17 protein-coding genes are annotated in these 18,677 nt (G+C 39.0%); all 17 read right to left on the minus strand.

What is annotated here, in order from left to right; translation table 11 throughout:
• Positions 1-5 precede the first annotated feature (5 nt).
• The 17 genes from hprK to secA all read right to left on the minus strand — a co-directional run bounded on the left by hprK (position 6) and on the right by secA (position 18,607).
• Positions 6-944, minus strand: coding sequence for an HPr(Ser) kinase/phosphatase (gene hprK / locus EM4838_RS09600; protein WP_010734928.1), 939 nt, complete (start codon positions 942-944; stop codon positions 6-8).
• A 229-nt stretch (positions 945-1,173) separates the two neighbouring features.
• Positions 1,174-1,530, minus strand: coding sequence for a phage holin family protein (locus EM4838_RS09605; protein WP_010734927.1), 357 nt, complete (start codon positions 1,528-1,530; stop codon positions 1,174-1,176).
• Positions 1,530-1,835, minus strand: coding sequence for a PspC domain-containing protein (locus tag EM4838_RS09610; RefSeq protein WP_010734926.1), 306 nt, complete (start codon positions 1,833-1,835; stop codon positions 1,530-1,532). The genes EM4838_RS09605 and EM4838_RS09610 overlap by 1 nt, the downstream gene beginning before the upstream one ends.
• Positions 1,836-1,988: 153 nt before the next feature.
• A complete protein-coding gene (gene liaX / locus EM4838_RS09615; protein ID WP_071866765.1) occupies positions 1,989-3,560 on the minus strand; it encodes a daptomycin-sensing surface protein LiaX in 1,572 nt (523 codons plus the stop codon).
• A gap of 111 nt (positions 3,561-3,671) precedes the next feature.
• Positions 3,672-4,430 carry a YibE/F family protein gene (locus EM4838_RS09620; RefSeq protein WP_071866764.1) on the minus strand — a complete coding sequence of 253 codons (759 nt, stop codon included), beginning with the start codon at positions 4,428-4,430 and terminating at the stop codon, positions 3,672-3,674.
• The gene (locus tag EM4838_RS09625; protein WP_071866763.1) at positions 4,430-5,476 is read right to left on the minus strand and encodes a YibE/F family protein; all 1,047 of its coding nucleotides are present in this window, start codon (positions 5,474-5,476) and stop codon (positions 4,430-4,432) included. The genes EM4838_RS09620 and EM4838_RS09625 overlap by 1 nt, the downstream gene beginning before the upstream one ends.
• 347 nt (positions 5,477-5,823) lie before the next feature.
• Complete coding sequence (gene phoU, locus EM4838_RS09630) at positions 5,824-6,510, minus strand: phosphate signaling complex protein PhoU (RefSeq protein ID WP_010734921.1); 687 nt, start codon at positions 6,508-6,510, stop codon at positions 5,824-5,826.
• A 12-nt stretch (positions 6,511-6,522) separates the two neighbouring features.
• Complete coding sequence (gene pstB, locus EM4838_RS09635) at positions 6,523-7,281, minus strand: phosphate ABC transporter ATP-binding protein PstB (protein ID WP_010734920.1); 759 nt, start codon at positions 7,279-7,281, stop codon at positions 6,523-6,525.
• Positions 7,282-7,296: 15 nt separating this feature from the next.
• Positions 7,297-8,103, minus strand: a complete 807-nt coding sequence (gene pstB, locus EM4838_RS09640) for a phosphate ABC transporter ATP-binding protein PstB (protein WP_071866762.1) — start codon at positions 8,101-8,103, stop codon at positions 7,297-7,299.
• A 14-nt stretch (positions 8,104-8,117) separates the two neighbouring features.
• The gene (gene pstA / locus EM4838_RS09645) at positions 8,118-9,002 is read right to left on the minus strand and encodes a phosphate ABC transporter permease PstA (protein ID WP_071866761.1); all 885 of its coding nucleotides are present in this window, start codon (positions 9,000-9,002) and stop codon (positions 8,118-8,120) included.
• The gene (pstC, locus tag EM4838_RS09650; RefSeq protein ID WP_034687410.1) at positions 9,002-9,922 is read right to left on the minus strand and encodes a phosphate ABC transporter permease subunit PstC; all 921 of its coding nucleotides are present in this window, start codon (positions 9,920-9,922) and stop codon (positions 9,002-9,004) included. Before pstC ends, pstA begins: the two co-directional genes overlap by 1 nt.
• Before the next feature lie 115 nt (positions 9,923-10,037).
• A complete protein-coding gene (locus EM4838_RS09655) occupies positions 10,038-10,892 on the minus strand; it encodes a phosphate ABC transporter substrate-binding protein PstS (RefSeq protein ID WP_071866760.1) in 855 nt (284 codons plus the stop codon).
• A 347-nt stretch (positions 10,893-11,239) separates the two neighbouring features.
• On the minus strand, positions 11,240-12,688 hold the full coding sequence (gene cls, locus EM4838_RS09660) for a cardiolipin synthase (RefSeq protein ID WP_071866759.1): 1,449 nt from the start codon (positions 12,686-12,688) through the stop codon (positions 11,240-11,242).
• A gap of 224 nt (positions 12,689-12,912) precedes the next feature.
• The gene (gene ftsX / locus EM4838_RS09665) at positions 12,913-13,797 is read right to left on the minus strand and encodes a permease-like cell division protein FtsX (RefSeq protein WP_307725285.1); all 885 of its coding nucleotides are present in this window, start codon (positions 13,795-13,797) and stop codon (positions 12,913-12,915) included.
• Positions 13,790-14,476, minus strand: a complete 687-nt coding sequence (ftsE, locus tag EM4838_RS09670) for a cell division ATP-binding protein FtsE (RefSeq protein WP_071866757.1) — start codon at positions 14,474-14,476, stop codon at positions 13,790-13,792. The genes ftsX and ftsE overlap by 8 nt, the downstream gene beginning before the upstream one ends.
• 110 nt (positions 14,477-14,586) lie before the next feature.
• A protein-coding gene (prfB, locus tag EM4838_RS09675) for a peptide chain release factor 2 (protein WP_179948045.1) occupies positions 14,587-15,685 on the minus strand; the annotation gives its coding sequence in 2 pieces (ribosomal slippage) (positions 14,587-15,612 and positions 15,614-15,685; 1,098 coding nt in all).
• A 387-nt stretch (positions 15,686-16,072) separates the two neighbouring features.
• The gene (gene secA, locus EM4838_RS09680) at positions 16,073-18,607 is read right to left on the minus strand and encodes a preprotein translocase subunit SecA (protein ID WP_071866755.1); all 2,535 of its coding nucleotides are present in this window, start codon (positions 18,605-18,607) and stop codon (positions 16,073-16,075) included.
• Positions 18,608-18,677: the final 70 nt, after the last annotated feature.

Consider the following 18,677-nt stretch of genomic DNA (forward strand, 5'->3'; position numbering starts at 1 on the left):
CCTAGCTATTGTCCGTTTGAATTTTCTTCGATCAAACGGCTCAATCTTTCTTCAAATGTCTTCGTTGCATCGAATCCCATCGTTTTCGCACGGAAATTCATCGCAGCAACTTCAATGATGATCGCGACATTTCGTCCAGTTTTCACAGGTATTTTGATTTGCGGAATACCTACTTCCGCAATTTCAACAGAAGTATCTTCAGATCCTAAGCGATCGTATTTTTTCTCTTTTGCCCAAGCTTCTAAGTAGACAGCTAATTGGACTTGCATCGATCCTCTGACTGCACTGGCACCAAAAAGATTCATCACATCAATGATCCCGATTCCGCGAATCTCAATCAGATGTTCAAGGATTTTCGGTGGTTCACCAATAACGGTTAGCTCATCTTGTTGATATACATCCACTCGATCATCTGCAATCAATCGGTGGCCTCTTTTGATCAGTTCTAATGCTGTTTCACTTTTACCGATCCCACTATCTCCTTGGATCAAGACACCTAATCCATAGACATCGACTAAGACGCCGTGAACACTTGTCCTAGGTGCTAATCGTCCATCTAAATAACTCGATAATTCACCAAGTAAACGTGAGGTTGAGATCGGCGACCTCAAGACAGCCATGCCATGTTCATTCGCAGCTTGAATCATTTCTTCCGGTGCAGCTAAACCTCTAGAGATGATAAAGGCTGGCATGTCTTCACTGCATAAACGACGCATGATCATCAAACGCTCTTCTGGCATCATCCGCTCTGCGAAGCTGATTTCTTTGCTTCCAAATAATTGTAGTCGATCATGAGAATAATAATTAAAATAACCGGTCAATTCCAGTCCAGGTCTGGAGATATCACCAGTTACGATGACACGATTTAAACTTTGTTCGTCACCAGTGACGATTTCTAATGATAGTTTTTCTACTAATTGGCTAACTTTTACCATTTCTGCCATTCGTATACCTCATTTCTATTAAACTGTTCTCTTTTATTTTATCATTCTATCGATAAAAGTACTACCAATAAAAAAAACAAGGGATATCCTTTTCATTACACTCGTTTTTTATGGCAAGCACCGATCAAGAAATCGCTATCATTTCTTTAGAAATAAGAAGAGGAAGCGACAATTGCCACTTCCTCTTTCCACTTATTTGATTGTGCTTTATTGTCCTTTGCATTGTTTTCTAACGATTCCTGTTCATATTACGATTGCTAACGATGATGTTTACAAATGACATGATCACTGCAATCATTATAGCTGATCCAAATGATGAAAAGCTAAAATTAGCTGCTCCGACAAAGAAGGAGGTCATTTGTAAAATCAATGCGTTGATCACAAAAGTGAATAATCCAAACGTCAACAAGGTAAAGGGGATCGATAAAAACATAATGAATGGCTTGACTAATAGATTCAGCACAGAAAGAACAAAACTCGCCACAACTGCGGTCCAAATACTATTCACAAATATCATATTTGGAAAAATAACTGCCAGAGAGATAAACGTCAGCGTACTAACAACAATACGTTGAAGATAAGACATTAAAAGTCACTCCATTCGTCATCGTTGATTTTCTCTGCCTCTTTTCGTTTATTCGTTTGTTCTCTGTAGTTGTTTTTTTGATAATAGTCGTTGTCATGTCCATAACGACGTTGATTATTCTTTCCTGAAGGCACAAGTAAAGCCAACAGAATGTATAAAATAATTGGGCTTCCGAATGCAACTAAACTCAAGAAGACGTAAATGACACGAACAACTGTTGGATCAATCCCAAGATATTCAGCAATCCCGGCTAAAGTACCAGTCAATACAATATTTTTATTTGATTTTGTCAACTTTTTTTTCATTTTCTTTCACCTCTGTTCTCCTATTTTAATGGAAGAAAGATGCTAAAACAATCTTACTCCGGAAGATTTATTGGAATAATAAACCTATTGTTTGTTTCTTATAAGTATGATTTTCGCTTCGCCTTCTTCTTTCAGAAGGTCGAAGCGAAAAAATTATTTATCTGTATCTTTTAAATAGATACTACCTGTTGTAGTAGACAATTCGATTTTCGCCATTTCATTTTCAGAAACGCGACGGAATTCTAACATTTGATTCGTGCGCTCTTTCTTTTCACGGATCACTTCATAATCAGACAGGCGGCTATTGATACTACCTAAACTTGTTTTTGCATGACCGTCCATACCGATGGTTGTTGGCAATGCAACTTTTACGTTACCATTGACTGAGCTTGCTTCGATTTTCTTCAAACGATCTTCTTTCACTGTCAGACGAACATCCCCATTGACTAATGAAATCGCTAAGTTTTCTGGTGTTGCGCCAAAAGTAACTGTACCGTTGACTGTTTCAATGATTGAATCTAAAATATCTCCATTACGGACATCGATATTCCCGTTGACTCCACCAATCTCAAGCATCGTTGCAGCCATTTGGTCAACCAAGATATTGCCGTTTGTTGATTTCATGTAAATATCTTTTACATCTAAGTCTTCAACTACAATATTACCATTGAGTAATTTGATTGCTGTATGGTCATACGTGCGTTTTGGTAAGTAGAAGACTAAATCGGCACGTACACGTTTGTTCGGGATTTGGAAAGAAATATGTTCTTCATTGACTTCGATCTGGCTGCGTTCAGCAAATGCTTCATAAGGCTCTGCACCCATTTTTCCATAAAGCTTGATTTTCGCTTCGACTTTTACGTCTTCGCTATCCCAAGTTTTCAAGGTTACATTCCCATTTGCCGCTTTGATGTCGATAATACTTGCTTGTGGTGCGCTATAGTAAAATTCGTGTTCAAATTTAGTTGTAGCGATGCCAGGTACTCGCAAGCTGACATCTTTCCATTCCATATTGTCATTCACTGTGACAGAAACATTTTGGAAGGTTTTCTTTAAGAATTTACCTAGTTGACTTCCAGCTTCAGTCATTTTTTCGCCGACTTGGTTCAATGTGTCATTTGCTTGTTCTTTCCAATCTTCTGGCAAGTCAAATTTCTCAGCAAAGGTGTCTTTTTTCTCAGACCATTGGTTTTTACGGATATCTTTTAATTCAGCTTCAAGCTTGATCCGTTCTTCAGATAAGAGATCTCCAGCTTCTTCAAGTTCTTTGACTTCTTGCTCCAATTGTTGACGTTGTGTCAATTCTTCTTCTGTTAGTTGATCCAACTCTTCTTTTGTATTCAATTGCATCAATGTTTCCTGTTTTTCATTGCGTGCAATTTTATTTTCAAAAAGTTTTGCGTTGACCTCATCTAAATGCGCAGAAGTTTTGTTCGCTTCAGTCGCCAATTCATCTAAGATTTTTTCTAGATTCTCTTTGTCTTCTTGTTCTTTTTGTCTCGGATCTGGTTCTACTGCTTCACGTTCAGCTTGACCATTTTCAAGTTCATCGATCAAACGGCTTGCTTGATCTTTTTCTTTACGATCAGCATGTACACGATCTGCCTCTTTTGCGATTTGCTTTTCATCTTTTTCAGTTGCCATACTCTCCAATAGGTCTAAACCTTCTTCAGTTGAAAGGATGCCTTTTTTAACTAATTCTAAAATACGTTCTCTTTCTTTCATGGAAATTGCCTCCTTATAGCAAAAATTATTTGCAAGCTTTTCCTTACATACACATTATGCAATGATTTGAAGAAAAAGTCATAGGACTTAAGTTGTAACTTTCTCTCATTCTTAGGATGATTTTTTCTGTCGAGTGAATAAAATTGAAGAAATGACTGATGTTATCGGTAAAACAAGGATCGCTGCACTTGTCGTGACCACTACAGTCACATACTCCAAAACGAAAGTTTTTTCGTTGATCAACTGGCCAAAAGACAACTCTAGATCAATAAACCATAATATCAGGGCTAAACAATTTCCCATAAAAGCAAAAACCAAGGTCGTTACGGTTGTAGCTAAAATTTTTCTACCGATCCGTATACTCGATTTTATTAATTCACGATAGCTTTGTAATGGATCTGTGGCGTATACTTCATAGGTCGCACTAGCGATAGATACACTTGCGTCTAACACGGCTCCACTCACACTGATCAATAAAATTGCTCGTGTCAATGCGAAAAAATCCAAGGGTACATGCAAATCGAATCCTGTCAGTTCATCTAATTCAATCCTTGTAAACCCTTGGATCGCTAATTCAGAAAGAAACGGCGTCACCACTAAGAAAACCACTAAAAAAAGTAATACACTAAGAAAAGCTGCTTTCATCTTGAGATTATAGCCATTAACAAAAAACAATGTGACACTAGTGATCAGTAAAAAGATCACGATGGCACTTGGTAATATTGGCAACCGAAAATGATAGAGGAGTAATAGAAGGAAAAACAACAGGACGTTGATGAACAGACCTAAGATCGTATAGAGCCCATTTTTTCCACCAACCAGTAAAATCAATAGCACTAAGAGAAGTGCTAAGAGCAAAAGTACATTCATCAAATCGCCCTCCGATACTTCAAATGGCCTAAATAGCATAAAAGTGTAATGGGAATCGAAAGGACAATGCCTAGACTTCCGCTGATCACACGTAGCAATTCCAACGAGAGATGTAGCTCAATCGCATCTCTCAAGGGCCAACCATTGTTAAAGTAAACAAGTAACATCGGGATCGTTCCACTGACGTATACGAATAGTAAGATATTCGTCATGGAGCCAATTACATCTTGTCCTACCATTTGACCAGACTGCCATAATCGTTTCATCGTTATTTTTGGTTGTTTACTCACCAACTCATCTAAAGTTGTCGTGACTGTGACAACTGTATCCAATACCCCACCTGTCATCCCTACTAATAAACTAGCTAAAAAAACGGAACGATACGGTCGAGTCAAGTAACTCATTTCCTCATAACGTAATCCTTGATCGTTCAAATAATCCATTGCGAACAAACAAATTAGAAAAGCTACACCTACACTCGTCATGGTTGCGACGATTTTTATCAGTCCACCTTGTTGCCAACCATCTAAGGCAAAAACGCAAATGATCGTTCCTAGAAAGACAAAAAGCACACTCGTCATCACCAAAGATATCCCTTGGATCTGCGTGAAACCTTGAAGAAGTAAAATCAATAACAAGAGATTGAGCCCTACACTGATCAAAGTGAATATGCCTGCTTTTCCGCCTACGAATAAGAGCGCGCAGATAAATAAACTTGTAAAAAGGAATAACCATCCGTCATTCTTTTTGCTGAGTATCTGCCATTCATCCCCGATTTTTCGTACGAGATAAAGTTGATTCGTCTTAACTTTTGCATGTTCGATCTGATTTTCTTGGTGCGGAATAAACAGAGTGAGTTCTGTTCCTTTCGCTTGCGTATTCATCAATTCTCCTTTGATTACTTGTTGTTCATTTTCTAGCGATACTTGCTGTACTTGCATGATTGGGTCTTCGTACCATTCAGTGGCATGTTGGATTACCCATGCGGCTACAAAACAACTACAAAGAATCAAACATTTGATCAATAATCGATTTTTTTTGTACATACGCCTTCCTTTCAGAGGTTGTGAAAGAAGCGACTTGACCTGAGCAGTAAGATAGAAAATTGAAAAATAGTTTTTCATATTTTAAAATTTTTTAGCTTAGTGTTGAAGATCAGCTTCTTGAACACCGTCTATTCGTTTTTAGAAGGAACAGGATATCTACTAATGTACCCGATCCTTAAAATTTATGAAATGGATAACAACAAACAATTAATCATCACCAAATCTCGAATAATTGTCTTCTATATTAATAAAAAAGCCAACTTCCAAAAATATATCTCTTTTTCGGAAGTTGGCGCTTATTTCTCAGAAATACTGATCAGCATTTGACAAAAATCAGCGAATGATTTTTATCTTTGATTAGTCTCTTCGTTATGATTTGTGTTCAACTCAGTGATTTTACCTGTAGCTAGATACACGATCCATTCACAGATATTTGTTACGTAATCACCAATTCGCTCTAAATAACTTGCTACGTTGACATAGTCCGTTCCACTGATAACAGTTTCGGGATTTGCTTGCATATTTTTGATCGTTGCATTGTAGATCCGATTGAAGGATTCATTGACACGATGGTCCATGTTTGCAATCGTACGTGCGTCCTTTTCATCTGTTTTAACGTAAGCGACTAAGACATTATCTACCATTTTTTTGACATAATCAGACATATCAGAGATTTCTTTTTCGATTTCAGGAATTCTTGTTTCTCCTTTAAGACGAATCGTTGACTTGGCGATTGATACTGCGTGGTCAGCCATACGCTCTAAATCTGAACTTGCTTTCATGACTGTGATGATCGTTCGTAGATCAGTTGTCACCGGTTGTTGCAAAGCAATCATTTCAAAACTTTTTTTCTCTAATCGTGTTTCCATATCATTGATTGTAATGTCATTTTCAATTACTTCTTTTGCAAGAACTTTGTCGTGTTTTGTATAAGAGCGCACTGATTTATGCACGGCATTGCTAACCATCATTCCCATTTCGTAAAATTGATTATGAAGGTTCAATAATTCTTCTTCAAATTGTGTTCGTAACATCCTCTTTCCTCCTTATCCGAATCGTCCTGAGATATAATCTTCCGTTTCTTTTTTATCAGGATTCATAAATATTTTTTTCGTATTGTTGAACTCGATCAAATTGCCATCTAAGAAGAAAGCTGTTTTGTCTGAGATACGTGATGCTTGTGACATATTGTGAGTCACAATGATCATCGTATAGCGTTCTCTTAACTCTAATAACATACTTTCTATTTTACCAGTAGAGACTGGATCTAAGGCACTAGTTGGCTCATCTAATAAAATAATTTCTGGATTGACAGCTAACACACGGGCAATACACACTCGCTGTTGTTGTCCACCTGATAAAGACAACGCACTTTTATGCAATTTATCTTTGACATCTTCCCAAACAGATGCTGCTTTCAAGCTCTCTTCTACTACTTGGTCTAACACTTTTTTGTCTTTTTCACCTTTGATTTTCAACCCATAAATGACATTTTCATAGATGGAGAATGGAAAAGGATTTGGTTGTTGGAACACCATACCGATTTCTTTACGTAGTCCAACGATATCCGTTTTAGGACTGTAAATATCATTGCCCTTGTAAACGACACTACCAGTGATCGTTACACCTGGGATCAAATCATTCATACGATTCAATGAACGTAAATAAGTAGATTTCCCACAACCAGATGGTCCGATCATTGCAGTGATCTCGCCTTTATTGAAACTTAGATCAATGCCTTTCAAGGCTTCTTTTTCCCCATAATACAGATGAAGATCTTTTGATGAGATAATTTCTTTTGTCATAGCAAGTCCTCCGTCTTAACCAAAATGACCGGACACATAGTCTTCAGTCGCCTGAATCTTAGGTCTAGTAAATATCTTATTCGTCTTGTCATACTCGATCACATTTCCAAGATAGAAGAACGCAGTGTAATCGCTGATCCGGGCAGCTTGTTGCATATTGTGAGTCACAATAATAATCGTATAATCTTCTTTTAAGTTGACTAACGTTTCTTCAACAGTCCCAGTTGAAATCGGGTCTAACGCACTCGCTGGTTCATCAAGCAATAAAATATCTGGTTTCATCGCAATTGCACGAGCGATACAAAGACGTTGCTGTTGTCCACCTGATAACGCCAAAGCACTTTTATTCAAACTATCTTTGACTTGATCCCATAATGCCGCTTGCTTCAAACTAGTTTCGACGATCTCATCTAGTTTTTGTTTGTTTTTCTCACCATGCTGTTTCAAGGCAAACGTAATATTGTCATAGATTGATTTACTAAAAGGATTCGGACGTTGGAACACCATGCCGATTCGTTTGCGCATTTCGTAAACGTCGATTTGTGGTGCATTGACATCGACATCTTTATACATGATCTTTCCAGTGATCTTCGTATTTGCGATCCCATCGTTCATTCGATTCAATGAACGTAGATAAGTGGACTTCCCACACCCTGATGGTCCGATCAATGCAGTGATTTTATTCTTTTCAAATTCAAGATTGACACCTTTAATGGCTTCGTTATCGCCATACCATACATGCAAATCATCTGTATATAGCGCGATATCTTTTTCAGCGCCCATTTTGATGATGTTGGTTTCATTCATATTATATTCTTTCATTCTGCTTCTTCTCCTTAAGCTGAAGTCATTTTACGGTGCAGACGTTTTCCAATTGCTCGAGCACCAAAGTTGAATAGTAACACAGCGATGATCAATACTGCAGAAGCTCCTGCCGAAACGGAAACCCCATCGGGCATCGTTCCTTCTGTATTGATTTTCCAAATGTGGACAGCTAGTGTTTCAGCTTGTCGGAAGATACCGATCGGGCTGGAAATGCTAAATGGATTCCAGTTAGTAAAATCTAAGGCTGGCGCACTTTGACCAGCGGTATAGATCAACGCTGCGGCCTCACCGAAAATACGGCCAGAACTCAAGATGACCCCCGTCAAAATACCTGGTGTCGCTTCAGGAACAACGACACGAAGCACTGTTTCCCAACGAGACAATCCTAGAGCTAAACCAGCTTCACGTTGTGTATAATGAACAGCTTGTAAAGATTCTTCGACTGTCCGAGTCAATAAAGGCAAGTTGAATACGGTTAATGCCAAGGCACCTGAAATGATCGAGAACCCATATTGGAATTGGATAACGAAAACCAAGAAACCAAAGAGACCGACAACGACAGAAGGCAATGAGCTAAGAATCTCAATGGATGTGCGGATCACATCTGTCAACCAGTTCTTCCCTGCATATTCAGATAAATAGATCCCTGCACCGAGTGAAATCGGAAAACTGATGATCATCGTGATGATCAGTAAATAGATGGAGTTGAATAATTGGATACCGATCCCGCCACCTTCTTGATACGCTTTTGATGGTTCAGTCAAGAATGACCATGAGATATGCGGGATACCGCGAACTAAAATATAAAGAAGCAACGCAGCGAGGATCAGGACGATGATGCCTGAAATCACATATAAGACACCTGTTGCTATTTTATCAGAACGTTTTGCATTCATTATTTCAATTCTCCCTTCTTACCAATCAAGCGGATAACGATATTAAAGAATAATGACATCAAGAGTAGGATCAAGGCTAAAGACCATAACACGTTGTTTTCAACGGTACCCATGATCGTATTACCGATACCCATCGTCAAGATCGATGTCAGCGTTGCAGCTGGAGTGGTAAAGCTTGTTGGCATCAATGCCGCATTACCGATAACCATTTGGATCGCTAAGGCTTCACCAAAGGCACGAGCCATCCCAAAGACGATAGCTGTCAAGATCCCAGGAATTGCTGCACGTAAGACTACTTTATATGTGGTTTGCCATCTCGTTGCGCCCAACGCAAGGGAAGCTTCACGATAGTGTCTTGGTACGGCTTTTAACGCATCGACTGTCATCGTCGTAACCGTTGGTAAGATCATTACGAACAACACAAATGTTCCGGCTAAAATACCAAAACCAGTTCCGCCAAAAATGCCACGAATGAATGGAACGATGACGGATAGACCGATAAAACCATAAACAACTGAAGGAATACCTACAAGCAGTTCAATGACCGGTTGTAAAATCTTTGTTCCGTTTTTCGGAGAGATTTCTGTCATGAACACAGCTGCTCCGATGGCAAAAGGTGTTGCAATGATCGCAGATAAAAAAGTAACGATAAACGAACCCGCGATCATTGGTAGGGCTCCTACCATTGGTTTTCCATCAGGTCCGAGTGCGCTCGGATTCCAATTTGTTCCAAATAAGAAATCAAAAACATTGATTTTATCAACAAAAAAGGTCGCTAACCCTTTGCTGGCAACAAAATAAAATATTGCTAAAACAACCACTACAATCAATGCAATACATAAAAAGCTGATAAACTTTCCACGTTGTTCCATTTTCGAGCGCTTGGATTTAGTTACTAGTGCTTTTTTTACATCTTCCACAGATGATTCCTCCTTGGTCCTTTAACATACCTATACAGTCTACTAAGCGAATATCAATTTGATTTTAATAACATGTAAATTTTTTGCTAACTTTGTAAATTTTGTGTAAAGATGGTTAATTCACCACATTACCTTCCCAATCGCGTTCAACTTTCATACTCGACACTGGAATATAGCCTAAATCACCGACAATATTTTTTTGCACTTCATCTGATAAGATATAGGCTAAAAAGTCTTTCGTTAATTGACTTGTGTCTTTTCGCGTATACATATGCTCATATGCCCAAATCGTCCAATCATTCGTTGTGACATTCTCGTCTGTTGGCTCAACTCCGTCGATTTTCAGTGTATCCACATCTTTTGATACGTAAGAGAATGCGACATAGCTGATTGCTCCTGGCGTATCAGCAACGATTTGACGGACCATTCCACTAGAATCTTGCTCCTGGGAACGAATCGCTGTTTCACCGTCTAAGACCCATTTTTCAAAAGTAGCTCTCGTTCCACTACCTGCTGCACGGTTCAAGATCACGATTGGCTGATCTTTTCCACCTAGTTGTTTCCAGTTCGTCAGTTCACCAGTAAATACTTTTTTCAAATCTTCCATCGAAATGTTTTCGATGCCGACCTCTTTATTGACAATTGGTGTGATGCCCACTACTGCTACTCGATGGTCGATCAGTGCGGACGCATCGATCCCTGATTTCTCCTCTGCGAACAAATCGGAATTACCAATCTCAACAGCGCCTGATTGGACTTGCGATAAACCAGTACCACTTCCGCCACCTTGTACATTAACAAATTTGCCGGGATTTTCTGATTGATATGTCTCAGCAACCGTTTCAACTAAAGGTTGTAAAGCGGATGATCCCACCGCTGTGATCGATTCTCCTTGGTCGACCAGGTTTGAACACCCAGACATTGTTATAAATAGTGCTATCATTGGTATTATTAATCGTAATTTTTTCATTAGAAATCTCCTTCAATCCTAAAGTATTTCCATTTTAACATTTTCACTATTACTTGAAAATCAATTGATTTTATTAAATAACAAATAATTTAATTTAATTAAAAAAAATACTATCTCAATAAATTTTTCTATGCTATACTGGCATTGAAATGTGTCTCTGTATCAAGCAAGCATTAACTTATTTCTTGCTTTCCCCAAAAAACAAGAAATACCCCAAAAGTTAATTCCCGCTCTTGCGAGACGCTTTCTCCATTTCTTGTAATAAAACTACAGAAATGGCCCCGATAGAAAAGGACATGAAAGTCTGCTCTTATGAGTGTATTTCATGTCCTTTTTTGTTCAGTTTTTTACAAGAGTGGCGAAACAAGTCGAGCCAATCCTTCTTTTAGCTTGATCATCCAGCCCCGAGCCTCGTAACGTTCTTTTGTCAAACGATCAGAAACCTTTGAATCTTCAAAAAATGCCCCTCGCACTTGGGTAGCGATCCGTTCGTCATAGATCAGTGTATTGACCTCAAAATCTAACCGGAAAGAACGAACGTCGATATTTGCTGAACCTACAGAAACGATCCCGCTATCGATGATCATTGTTTTCGCATGGATGAATCCATTCTCATATGTTTCAATGACAGCACCATATTCGATCAATTCAGCGGCAAAAGAATACGTTGCCCAATAGACTAATGGATGATCTGGTTTATTTGGGATCTGCAAATGGACCTTTACACCGGATAACAATGCCAATTTCAACGCTTCATGGATTGATTCATCTGGAATATAATAAGGCGTTTGGATCAAAATCTCCCGCTTAGCCAATGAGATCATTTTAAGGTACGTCATTTTGATTTGTTCATGTTCTGAATCAGGTCCACTCGTCACGACCTGTAAGGCAATCTCACCAGTTGATGCAATACTTGGGAAAAAGCGCGCCGCATAGTTTACTTCTTTTGTATGTTGAGAATTCCAATCCATCAAGAAGCGATTTTGTAACGCATAGACTCCTTCACCATAGATACGCAAATGATTATCTCGCCAATAACCAAATTTTTGCACGAGACCCAAATACTCATTTCCCACATTGAATCCACCCGTATAACCAATTTTCCCATCGATTACTACGATCTTTCGATGATTTCGATAATTGATTCGCGGGTTCAGATAAGGAACAAAAAGCGGAAAAAAGAAAGCAACTTCTCCACCAGCTTCTTTTAACTCATGGAAAAATTTGGTTGAAACTTCCGTCGATCCCCATGCATCCAGTAAAACTCTTACTTGCACCCCTCTGCGGACAGCAGAAGTCAATGCTTGGCATACCTCGATCCCTAAGCTATCGCTACGATAAATATAATATTGTAGATGGATATGATCAGTTGCCTGTTCAATGTCCTCGATCAAACGATCAAATTTTTCTCTTCCATCGGTGAACAGCGTAACGTCATTGCTTGTGGTATACAGTGTGCTTTCTCCAACAGTTAACATATAAATCAACTGTTTGACATCCACTTGCCCAGTCGGAGGATGTGGATATAATCCCCGCATCAATGCCTGTCGATCCTCTTCGATTTCTAAGTTCTTACCGATCTTTCCTTGGATCTTCAAATCAAAAATCTTATCTTTTGAAATCCCACGTCCAAAGAAAATGTAAAGGAAAAACCCTAGGATCGGGATAAAAGTCAGTACAAGTAACCATGCCCAAGTTTGAGCAGTTTCTTTTCTTTCGGTAAAAACGATCACTAAAGATAATAATGTATTCGTAAGTAGTAAGATCGTCGAAAAATTGTCAAAAATAATATCCATTGCCTCACCTCTTATCCGGCTATCCTCCTTAGGATAGCGAAGTTGTTTTTTAAAGTAAAGAAAAACCACTGATTTGTCTATCAGAAAAACCGACTTTCTTAGAATACTATAGATAGACAGGATAGAGTAAGTATATTTTTCTATAAAATAGATTTTACGTATAAAAAAAATTTTATAAAAAAAACCAGCAGGATCGCTCCCACTGGTCTGCTTTATATCTTTGTTTAAAATTTCAAAAATCTTCTCATTGAAATAATCGAACCTAATGAACCAATAATGATACCAATACCGGCCATCAATGCGTCAATTTTCCAAACGATATCCTGTGGCTGTATCAATGAATAATTTGAGCGCAACAAGGTTGGATTGAGCAATCTGTATACTTCCTGATACCCAAAAGTGAGGATCAATACAGGAATAATGGCTCCGATCAAACCGATCCAACCACCTTCAAGGAAGAAAGGCCAACGGATATAGCCATTCTTGGCACCAACTAAACGCATGATCTGGATCTCTCTTTGCCGTGAAATGATCGTGATACGAATCGTATTTGAGATCAAGAACATCGCGACAAACAATAACAAGGCAGCTGCTGCTAATCCCCATGTACGCACTGCCGCAGCAATATTAAAGATTCGGTCAGACGAAGTACCACCATAATCCGAACGGAAAACATTTTTTAACTTCGCAGCTTCTTCAGAAACTTCTTTTGTATAAGAAGGTTGTGTCGTTGTTACAACATACACATCGTATAACGGATTACCGTCTCCTTCAAATAAACTCCAAGAATCACCCATTTGATCCTGGATTTTCTTTAATTCTTGGTCTTTACTTGAAAATTCAACTTTATTGACATGATCAAGCTCATTCAATTCCTTTTCGAGCGTTTCCATATCTTTCTCATTCGTTCCGATATCAACGAACACAGAAACATCCACGTTACCTTCGATGTCTTCAGCTAATTTAGTCGCATTCATGATGATTGCCATAAATACTCCAACTAATGTCAATGTGATCGTTACTGCACTGATTGATGCGACAGTCATCCAACCGTTACGTTTTAAACTTTTGATACTTTCTAATAAATGGCGGAAAAAGGTTCTAATCATCGTATCCATATTCCCCTTCCGCTTGGTCACGAATAATCCGGCCATTTTCAATGGCGATTACGCGGTGACGAATTGTATTAACAATCGTACTATTATGTGTAGCCATAACAACAGTCGTTCCTTGGGCATTGATTCGATCCAACAACTTCATGATTTCCCATGAGTTTTCCGGGTCTAAGTTTCCTGTCGGTTCATCTGCAATCAATACTTTTGGTGTATTCACAATTGCCCGGGCAATCGAAACACGTTGTTGTTCCCCACCTGACAATTCACTTGGGAAAACACGTACTTTATGTTTCAAGCCGACTAAATCTAAAACTTCCATGACACGTTTTTTTATGTCACGAGGTTTTCTGCCGATGACTTGCATCGCATACGCGACATTTTCATATACTGTTTTTCGAGGTAACAATTTATAGTCTTGGAAAACTACTCCGATTTCTCTACGTAAATAAGGTACTTCACGATCCTTGATATCTATCAGATCATGGCCAGCAACGTTCAGCGTGCCCTTCGTTGCTTTTTCTTCTCGGTACATCAACTTGATGAATGTAGATTTACCAGCACCAGATGGTCCTACTACATAGACAAACTCTCCTTGGTCAATGACGATCGAGAGATTTCGGATAGCTGTGGTACCATTTGAGTACTTCTTCATTACATCCTTCATTTCAATCATGGCGTTCTCTCCATATCTTTTCAGTCTTTAGTCATTATAGCATGGGAATGTTTCAGCTTGCTTTCGAAATCTTACAATTTTATTTCAATTTACTATTAATCGTGAGTAAGCTACATGTGCATTTTTAAATAGCCATCGATGAATGGGTCTAACTCGCCATCCATCACTGCTTGGACATTTCCTGTTTCTACATTGGTCCGATGATCTTTGACCATCGAATAAGGATGGAAAACATAAGAACGGATTTGTGAGCCCCAGCCAATTTCCATTTGTTCCCCACGTAGTGCTGCTGCTTCTTGTTCTTTCTTTTCAACTTCCAATTGATAAAGTTTCGCTTTCAGCATCCCCATCGCTTGTTCACGGTTTTTTAATTGTGAGCGTTGTGCCTGACTGGCAACGACTGTTCCTGTTGGCAAATGCGTGATCCGTACAGCAGACTCTGTTTTATTGATATGCTGTCCACCCGCTCCACTTGCTCGGTAAGTGTCGATCTTCAAATCATCAGGATTGACCTCGATATCGATCATGTCATCTAATTCTGGCATGACATCGACTGAACAAAATGACGTATGTCGGCGTTTCGCCGAATCAAATGGCGAGATCCGAACAAGGCGATGTACGCCTTTTTCTGATTTCAAATAACCATAGGCATTATGTCCTTTGATCAATAATGTCACACTTTTGATACCAGCTTCATCACCGGCTTGGTAATCTAACATTTCCACTTGGTAATTGTGTTGTTCTGACCAACGTGTGTACATTCGTAACAACATACTTCCCCAATCCTGAGATTCTGTTCCCCCTGCACCTGGATGCAGCTCAACGATGGCGTTATTGCGGTCATAAGGTCCATCTAGTAACATGGCTAATTCGTAAGTTGCCATTTTTTCAGCTAAAGCACTGATTCGCTCTTGTGCTTCTTCTTGCATTTGCGCATCTGGCTCTTCTTGTAACATTTCCACCATCAATTCTAGTTCTTCTAGCTCTTGTGCGAGTTCATTGAACTGATCATAGGTTTCTTTGTTTGCATTATTTTCATTGATCACTTTTTGTGCAGCTTCACTATCATCCCAAAAACCTGGTTCAGCCATTTTTGCTTCTGCTTCAGCAATATCTTCTTCCAGCTGATCTAAGTCAAAGAGACCCCCTAAAACTTGTGACTTTCTCTTGCATTTCGGTTAGGAGGTTTCGAATTTCAGAAATTTCCATTTCGATTTCCTTCTTTCTGTCTAATCTTCATTGTTTAGTCTACCAGAATCTTGAACGAACAGAAAGAATAAGATGCGACATGGTCGCTCCTTTCCCTTTTCATTCTGATCTTAATGGTAGTCGTATATGTGCCAAAAGGAACCTCTTCGGAAATAAGGTGGAATCCACAAAAATTCAACGAACAATTTTTGCGGATTCCACCTTATTTCTTGAGGCTTAGCACTTCTTGACCTCAGGGAAGTCATAAAACAAAAAAATGTTTCGTTAAGATTCCCTATCTATTTTAGTTTGTGAAAAGGAACGAGCACTCTCATATGAAGTGAGTTCCTTTTCTGAATTGATCAAGTCTCATTGCTCGGTATGAACGATTTCTTTCAATAGGAAAGATTACATCTCATTCTTGCCATGACAATTTTTGAATTTTTTACCACTGCCACATGGACATGGGTCATTACGTCCAACTTTATTTACACTGACAGGCTGTGATTTCACATTCAATCGGCTGTTTTCTTTCGCGCCACCTTCTGTTGGTTGAACAGGTTGCCCTTGAGACACTTGTTCACGTTGGACGTTTTGACGGATCTCAGCTTTCATAAAGATACGTGTTACTTCGTATTCGATTGCACCAATCATGTCTTCAAACATTTTGTAGCCTTCTGTTTGGTATTCGACAAGCGGATTGTTTTGTCCGTAGGCACGTAGTCCGATCGATTGACGTAATTGATCCATTGCATCGATGTGGTCTGTCCATTTTGAATCGACAACACGTAAGATCACGACTTTTTCAAACTCAAGCAATTGCTCAGGACCATTTAATTGTGAAGATTTCGTATTAAAGATTTCTTGTGCTTTTTCATTTAAGAAATCTTTGATTTGTTGTGGTGTCTTGCCTTCTAGATCAGCCATTGAAATACTGTCTTCATGGACAAGTGTACTACCAGCAAAGTCGACGATTCCTTCAAGGTTCCAGTTTTCTTTCTCAAGTTGCGTATGGGCATCCACTACTCGACTGATTGTTCGTTTGACCATATTCATTAATGGTTCAGATAGACTTGTTTCTTCCATGATCACGTCTTGACGTTGTTTATAGATGACTTCACGTTGTTCACGCATCACATCATCGTATTGAAGAACGTTTTTACGTGTGTCGTAGTTGTTTCCTTCTACACGTTTTTGCGCTGATTCAACTTGTTTCGACAACATCTTACTTTGGATCACTGCATCCTCTTCACCGATCTTCATGCGTTCCAAGAAAGCTTTGATTCGTTCTGAACCGAATCGTTTCATCAAGTCATCTTCAAGAGACAAGTAGAATTGTGACATCCCTGGATCTCCTTGACGACCTGCACGTCCACGTAACTGGTTATCGATACGTCTTGATTCGTGACGTTCTGTACCAATAACAGCTAATCCACCCAACTCACGAACACCTAGACCTAACTTGATATCCGTACCACGACCAGCCATGTTCGTTGCAATCGTAACTGCTCCTTTTTGACCAGCATTCATGATGATCTCGGCTTCTTTAAAATGGTTTTTGGCATTTAGTACTTCATGAGGTACGCGTTCTCGGTTCAATAAATCAGAAAGCAATTCAGACGTTTCAACAGCGACGGTACCTACAAGAACAGGTTGTCCTTTACGGTAACGATCTTTGATATCTTGAACGACTGCATTGAACTTGCTTGTCAATGTCGGATATAACAAATCTGGACGATCATCACGAATGACCGGACGATTTGTAGGGATTTGAATGACTTGGATGTTGTAGATTTCTCTAAACTCTTCTTCTTCTGTCTTCGCTGTCCCTGTCATACCAGATAATTTCTTGTACATACGGAAATAGTTTTGGAATGTGATCGATGCCATCGTTTTTGTTTCATCTTCGATCTCCACGCCTTCTTTGGCTTCAATCGCTTGGTGCAAACCATCAGAATAACGGCGTCCATCCATGATACGACCAGTAAATTGGTCAACGATCATTACTTTTCCATCTTGGACCACATAGTCGATATCTAAAATCATGATATAGTTTGCGCGTAATGATTGATCGATATGATGCGTTAAAGCAGAATTTTCGATGTCATATAAGTTATCTAAACCGAAAGTTTCTTCCGCTTTTTCAATTCCAGCTTCAGTCAAGCTGATCGTTTTTGATTGAACATCGATTTTATAATCTTCTTCTTCTTTCAATCGTTTGACAAAGTTATCAGCACGCGTATATAACGCAGTTGACTTTTCTGCTTGTCCAGAAATGATCAATGGCGTTCTTGCTTCATCGATCAAGATCGAATCGACTTCATCGACGATCGCATAGTTCAATGGACGTTGTACCATTTGATGACGATAAACGACCATGTTGTCTCTCAAATAGTCAAACCCTAGCTCATTGTTTGTACTATACGTAATGTCACAATTGTAGGCTTCACGTTTTTCATCTGCTGATTTTGAATTGATATTCAAACCAACTGTCAAACCTAAGAAGTTGTATAACTCACCCATCTCATTGGAGTCACGAGTAGACAAGTATTCATTGACAGTAACTACGTGAACGCCTTCTCCTGTCAAAGCATTTAAATAAACAGGCATCGTAGCAGTCAAGGTTTTCCCTTCACCGGTACGCATCTCTGGAATATTTCCATCATGAAGGACGATCCCCCCCATCAACTGCACAGGGTAAGGGTACAACCCTAATACGCGTTTTGCTGCTTCACGAACGACTGCGAAAGCTTCTGGTAAAAGTTGATCTAATGTTTCCCCTTTTTTATATCTTTCTTTAAATTCTGTTGTCTTTGCTTGTAATTGTTCATCTGTTAATGCTGCCATATCATCAGCATGAGCTTCGATTTTCTTTACAATACTTTCTAAACGTTTTAGTTCTTTCTTATCATTTTCGATAATCGAACGAATAAAATTGGCCATGCGTTGTTTAATCTCCTTTTATATAATATCCAAACTATGTAGACTCTGTTTCTTATTTTATCATTAGTTG

It is taken from the genome of Enterococcus mundtii (assembly GCF_002813755.1).
Lineage (GTDB): Bacteria > Bacillota > Bacilli > Lactobacillales > Enterococcaceae > Enterococcus_B > Enterococcus_B mundtii.